The sequence below is a fragment of the Ideonella sp. genome (assembly GCF_035254525.1).
Taxonomy (GTDB): Bacteria; Pseudomonadota; Gammaproteobacteria; order Burkholderiales; family Burkholderiaceae_C; genus Ideonella.
The window spans coordinates 1-18,187 of the sequence record NZ_DATFAN010000091.1; the positions used below are offsets into that span (position 1 = coordinate 1).

The 18,187-nt window shown below is 71.0% G+C and carries 20 protein-coding genes and 1 pseudogene; 11 read left to right on the forward strand and 10 right to left on the reverse strand.

Annotation, left to right across the window (positions count from 1 at the left end; all coding sequences use genetic code 11):
- Together VJ693_RS08610 and ybiB are read left to right on the forward strand one after the other, a co-directional pair.
- Positions 1-1,364, forward strand: a 1,364-nt coding sequence (locus VJ693_RS08610; RefSeq protein WP_324153295.1) for a molybdopterin dinucleotide binding domain-containing protein, incomplete at its 5' end; no start/stop codon positions are given.
- 10 nt (positions 1,365-1,374) lie between these two features.
- Positions 1,375-2,295: a DNA-binding protein YbiB gene (gene ybiB, locus VJ693_RS08615; protein WP_324153297.1), complete on the forward strand. Its 921-nt coding sequence runs from the start codon at positions 1,375-1,377 to the stop codon at positions 2,293-2,295.
- A gap of 6 nt (positions 2,296-2,301) precedes the next feature.
- Here the strand turns inward: ybiB and VJ693_RS08620 are convergent, their stop codons facing one another.
- The 3 genes from VJ693_RS08620 to VJ693_RS08630 form a co-directional block, all read right to left on the reverse strand.
- Positions 2,302-3,831 carry a sensor histidine kinase gene (locus tag VJ693_RS08620; protein WP_324153298.1) on the reverse strand — a complete coding sequence of 510 codons (1,530 nt, stop codon included), beginning with the start codon at positions 3,829-3,831 and terminating at the stop codon, positions 2,302-2,304.
- Between the two features lie 61 nt (positions 3,832-3,892).
- The gene (locus VJ693_RS08625; RefSeq protein WP_324153300.1) at positions 3,893-4,108 is read right to left on the reverse strand and encodes a zinc-finger domain-containing protein; all 216 of its coding nucleotides are present in this window, start codon (positions 4,106-4,108) and stop codon (positions 3,893-3,895) included.
- 37 nt (positions 4,109-4,145) lie between these two features.
- Positions 4,146-5,069: a branched-chain amino acid transaminase gene (locus VJ693_RS08630; protein ID WP_324153301.1), complete on the reverse strand. Its 924-nt coding sequence runs from the start codon at positions 5,067-5,069 to the stop codon at positions 4,146-4,148.
- Between the two features lie 314 nt (positions 5,070-5,383).
- Between VJ693_RS08630 and VJ693_RS08635 the strand changes: the two genes are divergently transcribed.
- Both VJ693_RS08635 and VJ693_RS08640 read left to right on the forward strand, forming a co-directional pair.
- A complete protein-coding gene (locus VJ693_RS08635) occupies positions 5,384-5,965 on the forward strand; it encodes a PEP-CTERM sorting domain-containing protein (protein WP_324153303.1) in 582 nt (193 codons plus the stop codon).
- Between the two features lie 163 nt (positions 5,966-6,128).
- Positions 6,129-6,722, forward strand: a complete 594-nt coding sequence (locus tag VJ693_RS08640) for a PEP-CTERM sorting domain-containing protein (protein ID WP_324153304.1) — start codon at positions 6,129-6,131, stop codon at positions 6,720-6,722.
- A 41-nt stretch (positions 6,723-6,763) separates the two neighbouring features.
- Here VJ693_RS08640 and VJ693_RS08645 read toward each other — a convergent pair whose 3' ends face one another.
- The 3 genes from VJ693_RS08645 to radA are packed head-to-tail and all read right to left on the reverse strand — an operon-like array spanning position 6,764 to position 9,379.
- A complete protein-coding gene (locus tag VJ693_RS08645; protein WP_324153305.1) occupies positions 6,764-7,186 on the reverse strand; it encodes a hypothetical protein in 423 nt (140 codons plus the stop codon).
- Positions 7,183-8,007, reverse strand: a complete 825-nt coding sequence (locus VJ693_RS08650; RefSeq protein ID WP_324153307.1) for a metallophosphoesterase family protein — start codon at positions 8,005-8,007, stop codon at positions 7,183-7,185. The genes VJ693_RS08645 and VJ693_RS08650 overlap by 4 nt, the downstream gene beginning before the upstream one ends.
- Before the next feature lie 4 nt (positions 8,008-8,011).
- Positions 8,012-9,379: a DNA repair protein RadA gene (radA, locus tag VJ693_RS08655; protein ID WP_324153308.1), complete on the reverse strand. Its 1,368-nt coding sequence runs from the start codon at positions 9,377-9,379 to the stop codon at positions 8,012-8,014.
- Positions 9,380-9,490: 111 nt separating this feature from the next.
- Here radA and VJ693_RS08660 point away from each other — a divergent pair, with 111 nt between their 5' ends.
- A complete protein-coding gene (locus VJ693_RS08660) occupies positions 9,491-9,871 on the forward strand; it encodes a response regulator (protein ID WP_324153310.1) in 381 nt (126 codons plus the stop codon).
- A gap of 87 nt (positions 9,872-9,958) precedes the next feature.
- Complete coding sequence (rhtB, locus tag VJ693_RS08665) at positions 9,959-10,588, forward strand: homoserine/homoserine lactone efflux protein (RefSeq protein WP_324153312.1); 630 nt, start codon at positions 9,959-9,961, stop codon at positions 10,586-10,588.
- Between the two features lie 24 nt (positions 10,589-10,612).
- Here the strand turns inward: rhtB and arfB are convergent, their stop codons facing one another.
- From arfB to alr, 3 genes are read right to left on the reverse strand one after another with little or no spacing between them, the layout of a single operon-like run.
- Positions 10,613-11,017, reverse strand: coding sequence for an alternative ribosome rescue aminoacyl-tRNA hydrolase ArfB (gene arfB, locus VJ693_RS08670; protein WP_324153313.1), 405 nt, complete (start codon positions 11,015-11,017; stop codon positions 10,613-10,615).
- Positions 11,014-11,520: an acyl-CoA thioesterase gene (locus tag VJ693_RS08675; protein ID WP_324153314.1), complete on the reverse strand. Its 507-nt coding sequence runs from the start codon at positions 11,518-11,520 to the stop codon at positions 11,014-11,016. Before VJ693_RS08675 ends, arfB begins: the two co-directional genes overlap by 4 nt.
- Before the next feature lie 18 nt (positions 11,521-11,538).
- A complete protein-coding gene (alr, locus tag VJ693_RS08680; RefSeq protein ID WP_324153316.1) occupies positions 11,539-12,645 on the reverse strand; it encodes an alanine racemase in 1,107 nt (368 codons plus the stop codon).
- Between the two features lie 173 nt (positions 12,646-12,818).
- On the opposite strand from alr, the gene lplT reads away from it, so the two are divergent.
- From lplT to VJ693_RS08705, 5 genes are read left to right on the forward strand one after another with little or no spacing between them, the layout of a single operon-like run.
- A complete protein-coding gene (gene lplT / locus VJ693_RS08685; protein ID WP_324153318.1) occupies positions 12,819-14,096 on the forward strand; it encodes a lysophospholipid transporter LplT in 1,278 nt (425 codons plus the stop codon).
- Positions 14,096-14,965: a DMT family transporter gene (locus VJ693_RS08690; protein ID WP_324153320.1), complete on the forward strand. Its 870-nt coding sequence runs from the start codon at positions 14,096-14,098 to the stop codon at positions 14,963-14,965. The genes lplT and VJ693_RS08690 overlap by 1 nt, the downstream gene beginning before the upstream one ends.
- A gap of 60 nt (positions 14,966-15,025) precedes the next feature.
- The gene (locus tag VJ693_RS08695; protein WP_324153321.1) at positions 15,026-15,532 is read left to right on the forward strand and encodes a glutathione peroxidase; all 507 of its coding nucleotides are present in this window, start codon (positions 15,026-15,028) and stop codon (positions 15,530-15,532) included.
- A complete protein-coding gene (locus VJ693_RS08700) occupies positions 15,529-16,644 on the forward strand; it encodes a DUF2332 domain-containing protein (protein WP_324153323.1) in 1,116 nt (371 codons plus the stop codon). Before VJ693_RS08695 ends, VJ693_RS08700 begins: the two co-directional genes overlap by 4 nt.
- A 35-nt stretch (positions 16,645-16,679) precedes the next feature.
- Positions 16,680-17,876: an amino acid aminotransferase gene (locus VJ693_RS08705; protein WP_324153324.1), complete on the forward strand. Its 1,197-nt coding sequence runs from the start codon at positions 16,680-16,682 to the stop codon at positions 17,874-17,876.
- Positions 17,877-17,944: 68 nt separating this feature from the next.
- On the opposite strand, the pseudogene VJ693_RS08710 reads toward VJ693_RS08705, so the two are convergent.
- A pseudogene (locus VJ693_RS08710) lies at positions 17,945-18,187 on the reverse strand (hypothetical protein); the annotation flags it as partial.

Genomic DNA, 18,187 nt, shown 5'->3' on the forward strand with positions numbered 1-18,187 from the left:
TCGCGCGCCGCCTGGCCGCGCGCATCGCGCCCGAGCGCGCCGCGCTGTTCGACTACCCGACGCCCGAATCGGTCTGGCTGGAGCACCGCGCGTCGACCCGCGGCCGCGACCTCGACATCACCGGCCTGAGCTATGCGCTGCTGGAGCAGCAGGGCCCGCAGCAGTGGCCCTGCCCTTCCGCCACCCGCCTGGGCAAGGCTCGCCTGTACGAGGACGGCATCTTCCCCACCGCCGACGGCCGCGCGCGCTTTGCCGATGTGCCGTTCGCGCCGCTGGCCGAGCCACGCGACGCGCGCTACCCCTTCAGCCTGAACACCGGCCGGCTGCGCGACCAGTGGCACGGCATGAGCCGCACCGGCACGCTGGGCCGCCTGTACGGGCACGACAGCCTGCCCTGCATCGACCTGCACCCGCAGGATCTGCAGCGGCTGAAGCTGGCCGACGGCGAGCTGGTGCGCGTGCGCTCGCGCCGCGGGCAGGTCGTGCTGCCGGTGCGTGCGAACGACGCCATCGCGCCGACCCAGGCCTTCATTGCGATGCACTGGGGCCAGGAGGTGCTGTCCGGCCACGATGCGCAAGGCCGGCCGCTGACCGGGGTGAACGCGCTGACGACGCCGGCGCTGTGCCCGCAATCCAAGCAGCCCGAGCTCAAGCACGCCGCCGTGGCGATCGACAAGGTCACGTTGCCATGGCGATTGACCGCGATGGCCTGGCTGCCGGCCGACGAGGCGCTCGCGCTGCGCGAGCGACTGAAGCCTCGGCTGGCGCTGTTCGGGCATGCGAGCCTGCTGCCTTTTGGTCGAGAAGCCGATGCACGGCCGAGTCGAGAGGTCGATGCCCCGGCGGGCAGCACCGGCCGCGTCGGCCTGCTGCTGCGCGCCGCCGCCATCGAGGCGCCCAGCGACGCGGTGCTCGCCCCGCTGCGCGCTGCCTTCGGCCTGGCCCAGGCCGGCGTGCTGGCTTACCACGACGCGCGCCGCGGCCAGCAGCGCGCGCTGCGGGTCTCGCGCGATGCCGACGGCGCCGAGCGGCTGCAAGGCTTCTGGGTGGCCGGCGACACCAGCGGCGAGGCCTGGCTGCGCACCCTGCTCGAAGCCGATCAGACCCTGCCCGCCCCCGGCCGCCAGCTGCTCGCTCCCGGCACGTTCGCGCGCCAATCGGCCGCCCCGCGCAGCCCACAGGTCTGCACCTGCTTCAACGTCGGCGAGGCGGCCATCCGCGCCGAGCTGGGCCGCTGCAACGGCTCGCCGGACGAGCGCCTCGAGCAGCTTCAAGGCCGCTTGAAATGCGGCACGAACTGCGGTTCCTGCCTGCCGGCGCTGCGCAAGATCATCCAGGTGGTGCCCGGCGCGATGGCGGCGTGACAATCCGGGCATGAGCATCGCCCCGTACCTGAAGGAAATCGGCCGCGGCAAGGACGGCGCCCGCGCGCTGCCGCGCGACAAGGCCTTCGACCTGATGAGCCGGCTGCTCGACGGGCAGTTGAGCGACCTCGAGAAAGGCGGCTTTGCGCTGGCGATGCGCATCAAGGGCGAAACGCCCGAAGAACTCGCCGGCTTCATGGACGCCGTCGTGCCGCGCACGCTGGCACTGCACTCCACCTCGCCGGCGGTCGTGCTGCCCAGCTACAACGGCGCGCGCAAGCTGCCGAACCTGACGCCGCTGCTCGCGCTGCTGCTGGCGCGCGAGGGCGTGCCGGTGCTGGTGCACGGGCCGCTCACGGATGCGACCCGCACGACCAGCGCCCAGGTGTTCGACGCGCTCGGCCTGCCGCCGCTGCGCACCGCCGCCGAGGCCGAAGCCCGCTGGGCCGCCGGCCAGCCGGTCTTCATGCCGATCGATGCGCTGCACCCCTCGCTGGCCGGCCTGCTGGCGCTGCGCGCGGTGCTCGGCCTGCGCAACTCGGGCCACACGCTGGCCAAGCTGCTGCCGGCGGTTCCCCACGCGCTGCGGGTCGTCAACCACACCCACCCCGAGTACGCGACCAGCCTGGCCGAGTTCCTCACGCTGACGCAGGCCAGCGCGCTGCTGCTGCGCGGCACCGAGGGCGAGCCGGTGGCCGATGCGCGCCGGCTGCCGGCGCTGAAGTGTTTCGTCGGCGGCGTTCTCGACGAATCCCTCTCGGTCGAGCCGCAGGGCGGCTCGCTGGCCGCCCTGCCGGAGTTGCCCGGCGGCATCGACGCCGCCGGCACCGCCGAGACGATCCGCGCGATGCTGGATGGCCGCGTGGCCGTGCCCGAGCCGATCGCGCGCCAGGTGCAGTGCCTGCTGGCGCTGCGCCGGCACCTGGGCTGACCCGGCTCAACGCGGCGCGAGCGGCAGGTCGAGGCGAAAGATCGTGCCCGGGCCTTCTGCCGGCGGCAGCGGGTGCGCCGTGAGCTGGCCGCCCATGGCCTGCACCAGCGCGTGCGACAGCGCCAGTCCGATGCCCGAGCCCTCGACCGCGCCGCTCTCCCGGCCCAGCCGCTGAAAGGGCTGGAACAGCTTGTCGAGCTGGTCTTCCGGCAAGCCGATGCCCGAGTCGCGGATGTCGATCACGCAGCGCTCGCCGTCGACGCGCGCGGTGAACTCGACGCTGCCGCCGGGCCGGTTGTACTTGATGCCGTTGGTCAGCAGGTTGATCAACACCTGCTTCAGGCGCATCGCGTCGGCGCGCACGACCAGGCCGGCGCGCACGACGCCCTGGGCCAGCACCACGCCGGCCGCCGCAGCTTGGCTGCGCAGCAGGTCGAGGCAGTCGCGCGCCAGCGGCGCGAGCGGCACGGCTTCAGCCTGCATCGGCAGCCGGCCGGACTCGACCAGCGACAGGTCCAGCAGGTCGCCGATCATCGCCAGCAGGTAGTCGCCCGCCTGGCGGATCAGCTGCACGCGGCGCCGCTGGCCGGGCGTCAGCGGCTCGCCGCGGTCGACCTCGAGCAATTGAGCGAAGCCGAGCACGGCGTTCAGCGGCGTGCGCAGCTCATGGCTGACGCGCGACAGGAACTGCGACTTTGCGGCGTTCGCGGCCTCTGCGGCGAGCTGGTCCTGCCGCGCCTGCGCGAGCTCGTGCTGCGTCGTCGCGTCGCTCTGCGTGCCGAACATGCGCGTCGGCCGGCCCTGGGCATCACGCTCGACCACGCGGCCGCGCTCCTCGACCCAGCGCCAGCTGCCGTCGGCCGCCTTGGCGCGGTACACGGCATGGAAGCTGTCGGTCTCGCCGCGCGCATGGGCTTGGTAGGCGTCTTCGACCAGGTCGAAGTCGTCGGGGTGGATCAGCTTGTCCCAATCGGCCTGGGTGTGGCCGATCACGTTGGGCGCATAGCCCAGCATGCGGCCGCCCTCGTCGATGTCGCCAAGCGAATCGGTGGCGAGATCCCACTCCCAGACGAAGATGCCGCCCTCGCGCATCGCGGCGCGCACCGGCGACAGCGGGTCGCTGCTCAGGTCGTCGCGCCGCGAGAGCCAGCTCGCCAGCAGGGCGGCGGCCGCCTCGAGCAGCGGCTGCAGGTGCGGCGCCAGGGCCGCGTCGTCGATGCCAGTCGGTACACGCCCCTGCAGGATGCCCACCGGCATGCCCAGGTGCACGAGCGCGGCTTGCCAGGGGCGCGTCGCCGCCTCGCCGGCCGCTTGCCGCGGGCGGGCCGCCTCGAACACGCCGTCGGCGACCGGCTGGCCCTCGTGCAGCGCCTCGATGCGGCAGAAGCCGCCGCGCAGCAGCTGGGCGCCGGCGCGCGCCAGGCGATTCAGCGCGTGGGCCGCGTCACCGCTGCGCAGCTGATCCAGCAGCGCAGCCTGAGCTTCGGCCCAGACGGCACGCTCGGACGGCAGGGAAGTGGGGCGGCGGGCAGCCATTGCGCGTCGGTTCGTCTCCAGTCGCGCCTGCCGCCGTCGGGGCTTTCGGTGGGGCCGCCGGTCAGTGGCCGCCGCCGAGCTTCTCGCCGGCCTTCAGGCGGTAGACGGTGCCGCAGTACGGGCACTTGCCTTCGCCGTCGTGCGCCAGGTCGATGAAGACCCGCGGGTGGTTGCTCCACAGCGGCATCTTCGGGTTCGGGCAGAACACGGCGCCGGGGCCGTGCAGGTCCTTGGCGGTGACTTCCACCACGGCGGCGGACGAGGTAACGGTGCTCATGTCGGATGTTCTCGCGGCGAAAAGGGTTCGGGGCCGATCAGACCCGCGTCAGCCACTCGGCGTACTTCGGGTTGCGGCCGTTGACGATGTCGAAGAACGCCGTCTGGATCTTCTCGGTGACGGGCCCGCGCATGCCGGCGCCCAGCTCGACGCGGTCGAGCTCGCGAATCGGCGTCACCTCGGCCGCGGTGCCGGTGAAGAAGGCCTCGTCGCAGATGTAGACCTCGTCGCGGGTGATGCGCTTTTCGACCAGCTTCAGGCCCAGGTCCTGGCAGATCGCGAGGATGGTGTTGCGGGTAATGCCGTTGAGCGCGCCGGCGGACAGATCCGGCGTGTAGACCACGCCGTTCTTGACGATGAACAGGTTCTCGCCCGCGCCTTCGCTGACGAAGCCCGACGGGTCGAGCAGCAGCGCCTCGTCGTAGCCGTCGTCGGTGGCTTCCATGTTGGCCAGGATCGAGTTGGTGTAGTTGCTCACCGTCTTCGCCTGGGTCATCGTGATGTTCACGTGGTGGCGCGTGAAGCTCGAGGTCTTCACGCGGATGCCGCGCTTCATGCCCTCCTCGCCCAGGTAGGCGCCCCAGGGCCAGGCGGCGACCATCAGGTGCACCGTGTTGCCCTTGGGGCTGACGCCCAGCTTCTCGGAACCGATCCAGATCAGCGGGCGGATGTAACCGCTGGCCAGCTGGTTGTCGCGCACCACGGCGCACTGCGCGTCCATCACCTGCTGCATCGAGAAGGGGATCTTCATGCGCAGGATCTTGGCCGAATTGAACAGCCGTTCGGTGTGCTCGCGCAGGCGGAAGATCGCGGTGCCGCCGACGGCGTCGTAGGCGCGCACGCCCTCGAATGCGCCGCAGCCATAGTGCAGCGTGTGGCTGAGCACGTGGATCTTGGCGTCGCGCCAGTCCACCATCTGCCCGTCCATCCAGATCTTGCCGTCGCGGTCGTCCATTCCCATGGCGCTCTTCCTCGTGTGGTGGGGCTCGTCCGGGCAACGAGCGGAAGGGGCGATTTTAGGGGGCTGCGGCGGGCCGACCCCGACTCTGCTCAAGCGCCGACCCAACCGGCTGCGTCGTGACGATTCCACAAGTCTGTGCAATCCATCACACCATCAGGTTGGGTCCTCGCCACAGCCCCGGCGGTCCCCCTAACTCGAACCGGCCTTACACCTTCTAACACCAGAGGCTTTTCAGCACACTGGTGCACAGGCCGTAGCGGAATGACTTCACAGCGTGACGGGCGGCGAGCAACTCAAATTCGATGGAGGTATGGATGCGTCTGTCTCTGCACCGCGCGCTCGGCGCCCTGGCCTTCGGAGCCACCGCGCTCGCATCGGCGCCGGCGTCGGCCGAAAGTTACGATTTCGGCTCGTTGATCCTGGGAGATGGCGCGCCGCTGACCGCCAGCTTTGCCACCTTGACGACCAGCGTCGTCGGTGACGATGTCCTGTTCACGCTCGATGCCTACGGCCTGGACCAGTTCAACGGCACCGAGCCGTGGATCGGCGCCATGGCGGTCGATGGGCTGAAGACCGGTGCCGTATCCGATGTGAACGGCGACGCCAACGTCACGATGGGCAAGGGCGACGGCCCCGACGGTTCGTTCGAGTTCAAGTTCGACTTCAGCGACACCACCGGCAAGCTGCTCGACAACGAGGTCGTCTCCTGGACCTGGGTCGGCGGCGCCGGTCATTTCGACGACTTCGCATTGCACGTCAAGGGCATTTCGTACGGCGATACCACCAATGCCTGGTACGACGCGACGCTGGCGGTCCCGGAGCCGAGTTCGTATGCATTGATGCTCGCGGGCCTTGGCGTGATCGGCGTCATGGCGCGGCGGCGCCGACCGCGATGAAATTCCTTGACAGGACAAGCGAAATCGTCTGCACAAAACGTTGAGGCTTGATGATGCTGAGGCCTCGAACATCCTGTTACGCTTTGAACCAATGCCGGAGTTGGGGGCAGTGCGGCCTCCGTATTGCTCTGCCTAGTCTTCGGCTCCCGTGGGGGGTTTGACCATGAAACTGCAACACCACCTCGCCCTGTGTGCCGTCGCCGCCGCGGTGTTGGCGGCTGCACCCTTGCAGGCCAGCGCACAGACCACCGTCTACGAATTCGGCCAGCTGCTGTCGGGCGACGGTGCGCCCGAGCAGCTCGACTTCGCCACCCTGAGCGCCACCCTGTCCGGCAGCGACGTCCAGTTCACGCTCGACGCCCACGGCCTGGATCTGTTCGACGGCACCCAGCCCTTCCTCGGCGCGCTGGCCGTCGATGGGGACCGCGTCGGGAGCGTCGGCAGCGTCAGCGGCGACGCCCCGGTCAGGATGGCCAAGGGCGGCGGCCCCAACGGGAGCTGGGAATTCCGCTTCGACTTCACCGACAAGAAGAAGGCCCGCCTGACCGACGATGAAACGGTCAGCTGGACCTGGATCGGCGGCGCGGGCCACTTCACCGACTTTGCCGCCCATGTGCAGGGCATCGACTACGGTGGCACGACCAGCGCGTGGTACCAGGCCGTCGCCGTGCCTGAGCCCGGTGCCTACGCGATGTTCCTGAGCGGCCTGGTGGTCCTGGGCGCGTCCGCGGTTCGCCGGCGGCGTTTGGGCGGCTGAAGGGCGCTCGACGGTCGTCCATCCCACCGAACGCCGGCGGCTCACCCCGCCGGCGTTTGTGTTTGGGCGCTCGCGACCGCCTCGGGCAGGCGGCGCAAGTCCCAGCGAGCCAGCCGGCCGCCGTCGAACTCGGCGCGCAGGCAGGCGCCCGAGGCGTCGGCCCACTCATAGACCTCCTGTGGTTCGTGGGTCACCCGGCGGCCCAGGCTGCCTGCGAGGCGCAGCAGCTGGGTCAGCCTCATGCCGGCGCGCAGCTTCGCGTGCAGCATCACCGCGCTGGGCACCGAGCCGACCGGTGCGGCGGCAGCCTCGCGCATCGCGCGCAGCGCCCGGCTGAACTGCAGCAGCATCCAGAAGACCACGATGGTGGTGGCGAACACCACGCCCTGCCACCCCCACTGCACATAGCCCACCGCCACGGCGGCCACGCCCAGTGTCCAGCTCAGCACCGCGTCGCGGTTCATGCGGCGTCCCCTTCTGCCTTGCCGGCCGACGCCAGCACCTCGTGTTCGGTCCGGCCGACCCGGCCCGTGCGCAGCGCATCGGCCCAGTCGCCGCGGCCGTTCGCCTCGGCCTGCCGCGCCGCGGCGTCGTGGTCGTAGGGCGTGGCACGCAGGGCGACGCCGAAACCCTGCGCATCGCACTCGACCACCGCCCAGCGTGCCAGCGGGCTGCCGGTCTCGGCGTGGTGGCGGTATGGGCGCTCGTCGTCGAAGGCCGGCAAGCCGACGCTGCCGGGGTTGGCGAGCACGCAGCCGGCCACGCTGGCCAGGCCCGGCAAATGGGTGTGGCCGCACAACACGACCGGCGCGCGCACGGCCCCCAACCGCTCGGCGAGCTCGTCGGCCGTCGCGCGGCGCACGCCGGGCGAGCCGTGCCGGCCATATTCTGGAATCACGGTGTCGAGGAAATAGCTCAGGTCGTCCGTCGGCGTGCCGTGGCAGCAGAAGATGTCGGCATTCAACCAGCGCGTGGGAGGCTGGTCGCGCAGCCAGGCCCAATGCGTGTCGTTCAGGCGCGCGGCGGCATGGGCGTCGCTGGCGCCCATGCGCTCGCGCGGCTGGGTGAGCATCTGCCGCTCGTGGTTGCCGGCGATCGCTGGCCAGCCGAGCGCGATCAGCCGGTCGGCCGTCTCGGCCGGCCACAGCGGGCCGGACAGCGCGTCGCCGAGCTGCACGACCTGCTCGATGCCCTCGGCGCGCATCACCGCCAGCACGGCTTCGAGCGCCGGCAGGTTGCCGTGGATGTCGGACAGGACAGCCCAGCGCGTGGCGATTCCGTTCATGGGCCTAGCTTAGCTCGCGCAGGACGTCGATCGCCTGCTCGATGCGCTCGACCGGGTGGATCGCGAGGCCTTCGATCGGCTTCTTCGGCGCGTTCGCCTTGGGCACCAGCGCGACCGAGAAACCGAGCTTGGCCGCCTCCTTCAGCCGCTCCTGGCCGCGCGGCGCCGGCCGCACCTCGCCCGCCAGGCCGACCTCGCCGAAAGCGACGAAGCCGCGCGGCAGCGGCTTGCCGGCCAGGCTGCTGCGGATCGCCAGCAGCACCGCCAGGTCGGCCGCCGGCTCGCTGATGCGCACCCCGCCGACCGCGTTGACGAACACGTCCTGGTCCAGGCAGGCGATGCCGGCGTGCCGGTGCAGCACCGCGAGCAGCATCGCCAGGCGGTCACGCTCCAGCCCGACGGAGAGCCGGCGCGGGCTGGGCCCGCCGGAGTCGACCAGGGCCTGGATCTCGACCAGCATCGGCCGCGTGCCCTCCAGCGTAACCATCACGCAGGAGCCCGGCACCGGCTCGCCATGGGTCGACAGGAAGATCGCGCTCGGGTTGCTGACGCCCTTGAGCCCCTTCTCGGTCATCGCGAACACGCCGATCTCGTTGACCGCGCCGAAGCGGTTCTTGATCGCCCGCACCAGGCGGAAGCTCGAATGCGTGTCGCCCTCGAAGTACAGCACCGTGTCGACGATGTGCTCGAGCACGCGCGGGCCGGCCAGCGCCCCCTCTTTCGTCACGTGGCCCACCAGCACCACCGTGCAACCGGCTGCCTTGGCGGTGCGCGTCAGCTGCGCCGCGCATTCGCGCACCTGGGCCACCGAGCCGGGGGCGCTCGAAAGCTGCTCCGAATACAGCGTCTGGATCGAGTCGATCACGCAGAACGCCGGCCGCTCGGCCTCGATCGTCGCCAGGATGCGCTCGAGGTTGATCTCGGCCAGCACCCGCAGCGCCTTGCCCGGCAGGCCCAGCCGGTGCGCACGCAACGCCACCTGCGCGCCGGATTCCTCGCCGGTCACGTAGAGCACCTTCATCTGCCCCGCCAGCGCGTCGGCCGCCTGGAGCAGCAGCGTGCTCTTTCCGATGCCCGGGTCGCCGCCGATCAGCACCACGCCGCCCTCGACGATGCCGCCGCCGAGCACGCGGTCGAGCTCTTCGAGCCCGGTCGGCGTGCGGGCCACCTCGGCCGCCTCAATCTCGCTCAGCGTGGCCACCGGTTGCGGCTTGGCGAGCGACTGGAAGCGGTTCTTGGCCGGCCCGGTGGTGCTCTCCGCCACCGATTCCTCCAGCGTGTTCCAGGCGCGGCAGTGCGGGCACTGGCCCAGCCAGCGCGGGCTGGTGCCGCCGCACTGGCTGCAGACGTAGATCGACTTGACTTTGCTCATTCGTGAAAAACGGGCGCGAAGGGTCGCGTTTCCCGCGTTCATTGTCAGCCCGCGCGGCAGATCATCCGTTCGCACATCTCCCCTACTCGCGGGCCCGCCCCTCGAAACGCCATGAGCACAGCCATCGTTCTCGCCCCGACCATCCTGGTGGTCGACGCCCGCGCCGCCTCTCGCATGCACGCCGCCTGCCTGATCCGCAACCGCTGGCCGGACGCGCGGGTCGAGGAGGCGAACGATGGCATCAGCGCGCTGGCCGCCGTGGCCGAGGGCGGCTTCGACCTGGTGATCGTCGAGCTGGCCGGCGAGGCCGGCCTGGCCCTGGCGCAGCGCCTGCGCCAGGACCGGCCGGCCTGTCAGGTCGCGCTGCTCGCCGAGCCCGGCACGGCCGCGACGCGCAGGCGCGCCGACCAGTCCGGCGTGCGCTTGTTCCGCAGTCCGATGACCGGCGACGTCGTCGAGCAGGTGCTGGCGCTGGTCGGCCTGGACGACTGACACCCGCCCCCGCGCCGACGCGGGACAAGCGCCTCCTTCTACACTGCCGGCTCCCGGCCCCGGGCGGCCGCATCGGAGCACTGGCGCGTGGAACTCGGCACCTGGATCACCTTCTTCCTCGCCACCGTGGCGATCAGCCTGTCGCCCGGCCCGGGCGCGATCGCCGCGATGGGCGCCGGCCTGAACCACGGCTTCCGGCGCGGCCAGCGCATCGCCTTCGGTCTCGCGCTAGGCGTCTGGACCCAGCTGGCCATCGTTGGTGTCGGCCTGGGCGCGCTGCTCGCCACCTCGGGCACCGCGTTCGCCGTCGTCAAGTGGCTGGGCGTGGCCTACCTGGTGTGGCTGGGCATCCAGCAGTGGCGCGCGCCGGCGGCCCCGCTCGTCGCGCACGATGACGCGGCCGCCACCACCACCACGCGTGAGCTGGTGCTGCGCGGGTGGACGGTCAACGCCGTGAACCCCAAGGGCACCGTCTTCCTGCTCGCGGTGCTGCCGCAGTTCGTCGACCCGGCCCAGCCGCTGCTCGCGCAGTACCTGGTGATCGGTGCGACCTTCGGCGCCGTCGAGTTCAGCGTGATGAGCGGCTATGCGGCGCTCGCCGCGCGGGTGCTCGGGCTGTTTCGCACGCCGCGCCAGATGCGCGGGCTGAACCGGGTCTTCGGCAGCCTGTTCGTGCTGGCCGGCGCGCTGCTGGCGACGTTCAAGCGCGCCGCCTGAGACGGTGCTTGGCGGCGAGCCACCTCATTCCTTGACGGGTCCGCGGCCGGCCTTCACCGCGCCGCGAATGGCCTTGCCCTGCAGGCGGCGCTGCTGCGACCCGCGCGTGGGTTTGGTCGGCCGCCGCACGCGCGGCACGAAGGCCGCGGCATCGACCAGCGCCTGCAACCGCGCCAGCGCGTCGGCCCGGTTCATCACCAGGCTGCGGTGCTCCTGCGCCTTGATGACCACCACGCCCTCGGCACTGATGCGCGCATCGGGCCAGGCCAGCAGCCGCGCCTTGAGCGCCTCGGGCAGCGACGAGGCGCGAATGTCGAAGCGCAGGTGGACCGCGTTCGACACCTTGTTGACGTTCTGCCCGCCCGCACCCTGGGCCCGGATCGCGCTGAACTCGACCTCGGACTCGTGGATGCGCGGCGCGGGCTTCACGTCGTCGCTTCGCCCGGTGGCGGCGCCGCTGTGCGCATCTCGCGCTGCCGCTGTTCCATCTCGGCGCGCAGCTGGCGGCGGATCTTGGCGTTGTCCCAGCGCCGCTTCTCGTCGGCGCTGAAGGGGCGCAGCGGCGGCACCGGCGCGGGCTTGCCGTCGTCGTCCACCGCCACCATCGTGAAGAAGCAGCTGTTCGCATGCCGCACGACCTGGGTGCGGATGTTCTCGGCCACGACCTTGATGCCGATTTCCATCGACGAGGTGCCGGTGTGGTTGACCGCCGCGAGGAAGGTCACCAGCTCGCCGACGTGGATCGGCTGGCGGAACATCACCTGGTCGACGCTCAGCGTGACCACGTAGCGTCCGGCGTAGCGGCTGGCGCAGGCGTAGGCCGCCTGGTCGAGCAGCTTCAGGATCGTGCCGCCGTGCACGTTGCCGCTGAAGTTCGCCATGTCCGGCGTCATCAGCACGGTCATCGACAGTTGGTGCGAGGGCAGGTCCATGACAGTGCGCCTTGGGAATCAAACAACCGTGACAGGCACGCGCTGTGCCAGCGCACACATCAGCTCGTAGCCGATCGTGCCAGCCGCGCGCGCGACCTCGTCGATCGGCAGTCGCGTGCCGTGCGGGCCCTCGCCCCACAGCGTGACCTGGCTGCCGGGCTGGGCGGCGGGCACCGGCGTCAGGTCGACCGCCAGCATGTCCATCGAGACGCGGCCGACGGTCGTCGTGCGCGTGCCGTCGACCAGGATCGGCGTGCCGGTCGGCGCGTGGCGCGGGTAGCCGTCGGCGTAGCCACAGGCGACGATGCCGATGCGCATCGGCCGCTCGGCCACGAACGCGCTGCCATAGCCGACCGACTCGCCCGGCTCGAGCGTCTGCACTGCGAGCAGCCGCGAGCGCAGCGTCATCGCCGGGCGCAGCCCCCAGTGCGCAGCATCGTGCTCGGGGAAGTCGGGCACGCCGCCGTAGCTCATGATGCCGGCGCGCACCCAGTCGGCGCGCACGCGCGGGTCTTGCACGTGGCGCAGCGTCGCGGCGCTGTTGGCCAGCGAGCGTTCGCCCGGCAGGTCGTGCGTGGCCTCGTGGAAGGCCTGCACCTGGTGCGCGATGCCGTTGCGGCCGAAGCGGTCGGCATCGGCGTCGGAGAAGTGGGTGACCAGCGCGATCTCGTCGACCTGCGTCAGCGCATTCAGCCGCGCCCAGGCGGCGCGGAAGGCGCCGGGCCGGAAACCCAGCCGGTTCATGCCGCTGTTCATCTTCAGGAAGACGCGATGCGGCTGGTGCGTCTTGTGCGCGGCGAGCCAATCGATCTGCTGCTCGCAGTGCACCACGTGCCACAGGTTCAGCCGCGAGCACAGCTCCAGGTCGCGCGGCTCGAACACGCCTTCGAGCAGCAGGATCGGGCCGCGCCAGTCGAGCGCGCGCAGCGCCGACGCCTCGGCCAGGTCGAGCAGCGCGAAGCCGTCGGCCGCACGCAGGCCGGCATAGGCCCGCTCGATGCCGTGGCCGTAGGCGTTGGCCTTGACGACCGCCCACACCCGCGCGTCGGGCGCGCATTCGCGGGCCCGCGCCAGGTTGTGGGCGAGGGCATCGGTGTGGATCAGGGCTTCGATCGGGCGCGGCATGGGCTGGATTCCTTGGCGTCGAATTCTGCCAGCCGGCCCCAGGCGGCCGGGGCCGTGCGCCGGGGGCTGAAAAACTTGCGTGCTATAAACCCCGACGCTTTCGACCCATCTGCCGGAGACATGAGACCCCGCCCCGACGCGCCCAGCCGCAGGCGCACGGCAACCCCAGCCGCATGAAAAAAGGCTTCTACACCATCATGTCAGCGCAGTTCTTCAGCTCGCTGGCAGACAACGCTTTGCTGGTCGGGGCGATCGAGCTGTTGAAGACCACCGGCGCGCCGGGCTGGCAGGTGCCGGCGCTGACGCCGATGTTCGCGCTGTTCTACGTCGTGCTGGCCCCGCTGGTCGGCGCCTTTGCCGACGCCGTGCCCAAGGGCCAGGTGATGTTCTATTCGAACAGCATCAAGGTGGTCGGCTGCCTGATGATGCTGTTCGGCGGCCACCCGCTGCTGGCCTACGCCGTGGTCGGCCTCGGCGCCGCGGCCTACTCGCCGGCCAAGTACGGCATCCTGACCGAGCTGCTGCCGCCGTCACAGCTCGTCAAGGCCAACGGGTGGATCGAGGGGCTGACGATCGGCTCGATCATCCTCGGCGTGCTGCTCGGCGGCCAGCTGGTCGGCCCGCGCATGGCGCCGATGCTGCTGGGCTTCGACCTGCCGCTGTTCGACACCGGCATCGACACGCCGCCCGAAGCCGCGATCGCCGTGATGGTCGGGCTGTACATCATCGCCGCGGCGTTCAACCTCAAGATCCCGCGCACCGAAGCCCCGCTGCAACCGCTGACCATCAACGTGGTCGACCTGGTGCGCGACTTCGGCCAGTGCAATGCGCGGCTGTGGGCCGACCGGCTCGGCCAGATCTCGCTCGCGACGACGACGCTGTTCTGGGGCGTGTCGGGCAACCTGCGGGTGATCGTGTTCGCCTGGGCCGCGGTCGCGCTGGGCTACACGACGACCCAGGCCTCGTCGCTGGTCGGCGTGGTCGCGATCGGCACCGCGGTCGGTGCGATCGCGGCCTCGATCCACATGCGGCTGGACCGCGCCACCAACGTGATCCCGCTCGGCATCGCGATGGGCGTGCTGGTGATCGGGCTGAACGTGATCCCGAACGCCTGGGTCGCGGCCCCCTTCCTGATCATCCTCGGCGCGATCGGCGGCTACCTGGTCGTGCCCATGAACGCCCTGCTGCAGCACCGCGGGCACAACCTGATGGGCGCCGGCCGCTCGATCGCGGTTCAGAACTTCAACGAGCAGGCCTGCATCCTCGGCCTGGGGGCGTTCTACACCGGCATGACCCGCGTCGGCCTGACGGCCTTCACGACGATCGCGGTGTTCGGCGTCGGCGTCGCGGGCACGATGTGGTGGATCCGCCGCTGGCACCAGCGCAACCTGGTGGAACACCGCACCGAAGTCGAGCGCCTGCTGGCCATCGCGCGTTCCGATCGGCATTGATGCCCCCGTCGCGGCTGTGGCCGGCACTTGCGCTGGTGATCAATGCGCTGATCTGGGGCACCTCGTGGTGGCCGTTCCGGCAACTGCACGAGCAGGCCGGCCTGCACCCGCTGTGGACGACCACCGGCGTCTACCTGATGGCCGTGCTGGTGATCGGCGCGACGCGCCCGGCCGCCTGGCGCGAGCTGGCGCGCACGCCGGCGCTGTGGCTGATCGTGCTCGCCTCGGGCACGACCAACGCGAGCTTCAACTGGGGCGTGACGGTGGGCGACGTGGTGCGCGTCGTGCTGCTGTTCTACCTGATGCCGCTGTGGGCGGTGCTGCTGGCGCGGGCGCTGCTGGACGAGCCGCTCACCCGCGCCGCGCTGCTGCGCGTGGCGATGGCACTGGCCGGCGCGGCCATCGTGCTGTGGCCCGAAGACGGCACCTCGCTGCTGCCGCTGCGGCTGACCGACGCACTGGGCCTGATCGGCGGCTTCAGCTTCGCGCTCAACAACGTGATGCTGCGGCGCGAATCGACGCGCAGCGAATCGTCGCGGGCGCTGGCGATGTTCCTCGGCGGCGCGCTGGTGGCCGGCCTGCTGGCGCTGGCGCTGGGCACGGCGCGCGTGGCACCGCCGCCGGCGCTGTCGCCCGGCTGGCTGGGCTTCGCGCTGGCGCTGGGCTCGCTGTTCCTGCTCAGCAACCTGGGTCTGCAGTTTGGCGCCGCGCGGCTGCCGGCGAATGCGACCGCGGTGATCATGCTGACCGAGGTGGTGTTCGCCTCCGCCTCGGCGCTGGCGCTGGGGGCCGGCACGCTGTCGCCGGCGCTGGCGCTCGGCGGCGCGCTGATCGTCGGCGCCGCGGTGCTGGCCGCACTGCGGCCCTGAGGCTCGCTCGGCTTTGCGGCCGCGCTAGCATCAGCGCCGCCCTTTCCTGGAGAACCCGCCATGAGCAGCAGCAGCCCGACCAGCGTCTATGACTTCAGCGCCCAGACCATCCAGGGCAAACCGGTCGCCTTGAAGAAGTTCAAGGGCCAGGTGCTGCTGATCGTCAACACCGCCAGCGAATGCGGCTTCACACCGCAGCTCAAGGGCCTGCAGGCGCTGTTCGACCGCTACGCCGAGCAGGGTTTCGCGGTCGTCGGCTTCCCGAGCAACGAGTTCGGCGGGCAGGATCCGGGCAGCAACGACGAGATCGCCTCGTTCTGCGAAATGAACTACGGCGTCAGCTTCCCGATGATGGCCAAGATCGAGGTCAACGGCTCGGGCGCCCACCCGCTGTGGCAGTGGCTCAAGGGCGAGAAGCCCGGCTTCCTCGGCACCGAAGTCATCAAGTGGAACTTCACCAAGTTCCTGGTCGGCCGCGACGGCCAGGTGATCAAGCGCTACGCGCCGCAGGACGAGCCGGAAAAGCTGGCCAAGGACATCGAGGCGGCGCTGGCGGCCGGCGCTTGAGGCACGCGCCCGACGCCCCTGCCACGCTGGCCGGCCACCTGCGCAGGTTCGCCGCCGAATCCTGCGCCGGCGAGCCGCTGTACCGCGCACTGGCCGGCCTGATCGCCGAGCGGCCGCTGCTGCTCGAATTGCTCAATGCGGCACCACCGCCGCAGCGCGGCAGCACCTTGCTGCTGGCCGGGTTGCACGACCGCCTGCTGGAGCTGGCCGAGCGCGGGCAGGCCCTGCCCGCGCTGGCCGCGTACTTTCCCAGCGTGGGCGGCGAGCGCCTGCCGGACGGCGCGCTCGCCGATGCGCTGGACGACTTCGCCGCCACCGAGCTCGGGCCCTGGCGCGACCGCGTCGCGACCCGCACCACGCAGACCAACGAAGCCGGCCGCTCGGCGGTGCTGTGGCCCGCGCTGGCGGCGATCGCCGCACGCCACGGCAACCGCCCGCTGGCGCTGTTCGACTTCGGTTGCAGCGCCGGCCTGAACCTCCTGGTCGACCGCGTCACCGTCGACTTCGGTGACGAGCCCGTTGGCGCGGCCGACCCGGCCGCGCCGCGCCTGGCCTGCCGCCTGGTGGGCCCCGGCCGGCCTCCCCGCACACCGTGGCGCCTCGCGACGCGGCTTGGTGTCGACCGCGCGCCGATCGCACTCGACGACGCGCCGGGCCTGCGCTGGCTGCGCGCCTGCCTGTGGCCGAGCGAGCGCGAGCGCGCCGCGCGCTTCGAGCAGGCACTGGCCCTGGCGCGCGCCGCGCGCCACCCGGTCCGGCGCGCCGACGACGGCCTGGCCGTGCTCGCTGACTGGCTGGGGACGCTGCCGCCGCAGGTGACGCCGGTGCTGTTCAACAGTTGGGTGCTGGCCTACTTCGCGCCCGACGAACTGGCTCGCCACGTCGAACGCGTGCACACGCTGGTGCAGCGATACCGCCTGGTCTGGCTCAGCGCCGAGGATGCGCATCGGCTGGCCGCCACCACGGGCCTCGCCGCGACCGCGGCCACCGCCGAGCCCGGCACGTCGACCTGGTGGGCCCTGACCGAGCCGGACGATCGGCGCGGCGTGCGCAGCAGCCTGCTCGCGCGCTCGCACCCGCACGGGGCCTGGCTCGAGTGGCGGGCCGGATAATCGCGTTCTCGACCCACACGGACACCAGCCTGCCCATGTTTGCCCACATCGCGCCCTATGCCGGCGACCCGATCCTCACGCTGAACGAAGATTTCCAGAAGGACCCGCGCAAGGACAAGATCAACCTGTCGATCGGCATCTACTTCGACGATGCGGGCCGCATCCCGGTGATGGCGTCGGTCCAGCGCGCCGAGGCCGTGCTCGCCGGCCAGGTCGGCCCCAAGCCCTACCTGCCGATGGAGGGCGCGGCGAACTTCCGCAGCGTCGTGCCGCCGCTGCTGTGGGGCGAGGGTCACCCGGCGATTGCCGCCGGCCGCATCGCGACGATGCAGTCGGTCGGCTCCAGCGGCGGCCTGAAGGTCGGCGCCGACTTCATCAAGACCTGGTTTCCGGGCAGCGCCGTGTGGTTGAGCGACCCGACCTGGGACAACCACAAGGCGGTGTTCGAAGGCGCCGGGCTCGCGGTGCACACCTACCCGTACTACGACGCCGCGACCGGCGGCCTGCGTTTCGACGCGATGCGCGACACGCTCGCGACGCTGCCGGCCAGGAGCGTCGTGCTGCTGCACGCCTGCTGCCATAACCCGACCGGTGTCGATCTGACGGCGGCGCAATGGGATGCGCTGATCCCGCTGCTGAAGGAACGCGAGCTGATCGCCTTCGTCGACCTCGCCTACCAGGGCTTCGGCGACGGCATCGCCGAAGACGCCTACGCCGTGCGCGCGATGACCGACGCCGGCCTGGCCTTCTTCGTGACCAATTCGTTCTCGAAGAACATGAGCGTGTACGGCGAGCGCTGCGGCGCCCTGAGCGTCGTCTGCCCCGATGCGGCGCAGGCCGCGCTGGTGCTGGGGCAGCTGAAGGCCACCGTGCGCCGCAACTACTCGAACCCGCCGATCCACGGCGGCCAGCTGGTCGCCACCATCCTCGGCACGCCCGAACTGCGCGCGCTGTGGGCCGGCGAGGTCGACGCGATGCGCGCACGCATCCGTTCGATGCGCGAGCGCCTGCACGCCGTGGTCAGCGCCAAGGTCCCGGGCCGCGATTTCAGCTACTTCCTGACCCAGCGCGGCATGTTCAGCTACACCGGCCTGACACCGGCGCAGGTGGAGCGGCTGCGCAGCGAATTCGGTGTCTACGTGCTGCGCTCGGGCCGCATGTGCGTGGCCGGGCTGAACAACGGCAACGTCGAGCGCACGGCCGAGGCGATGGCGGCGGTGCTGGCGGGCTGAGGCGCTGCGAGCCCAAGACGAAAGCGGGGCCATCGGCCCCGCTTTTCATTTGCCAGATCCGTGCGAGCTCACTTGGTGTAGCTCTTCATCGTCTGCGTCGCGGACTTGCCAAACGTATCCGGCGTTCCCTCGGGGTAGTCATATGCAAACTCGCACTTGACGTTACGGCCCAGGTCCACGGACCACCAGCAAACCTTCGTGTACGAATATGCACCACCCGAGATATGGGCGGCGCTGGTCATGTCGATCACCGACTTGATGCGCAAGGCATTGAACGCCCCCGCCGGAACAGTGATCCTTTCAAAGGCTTC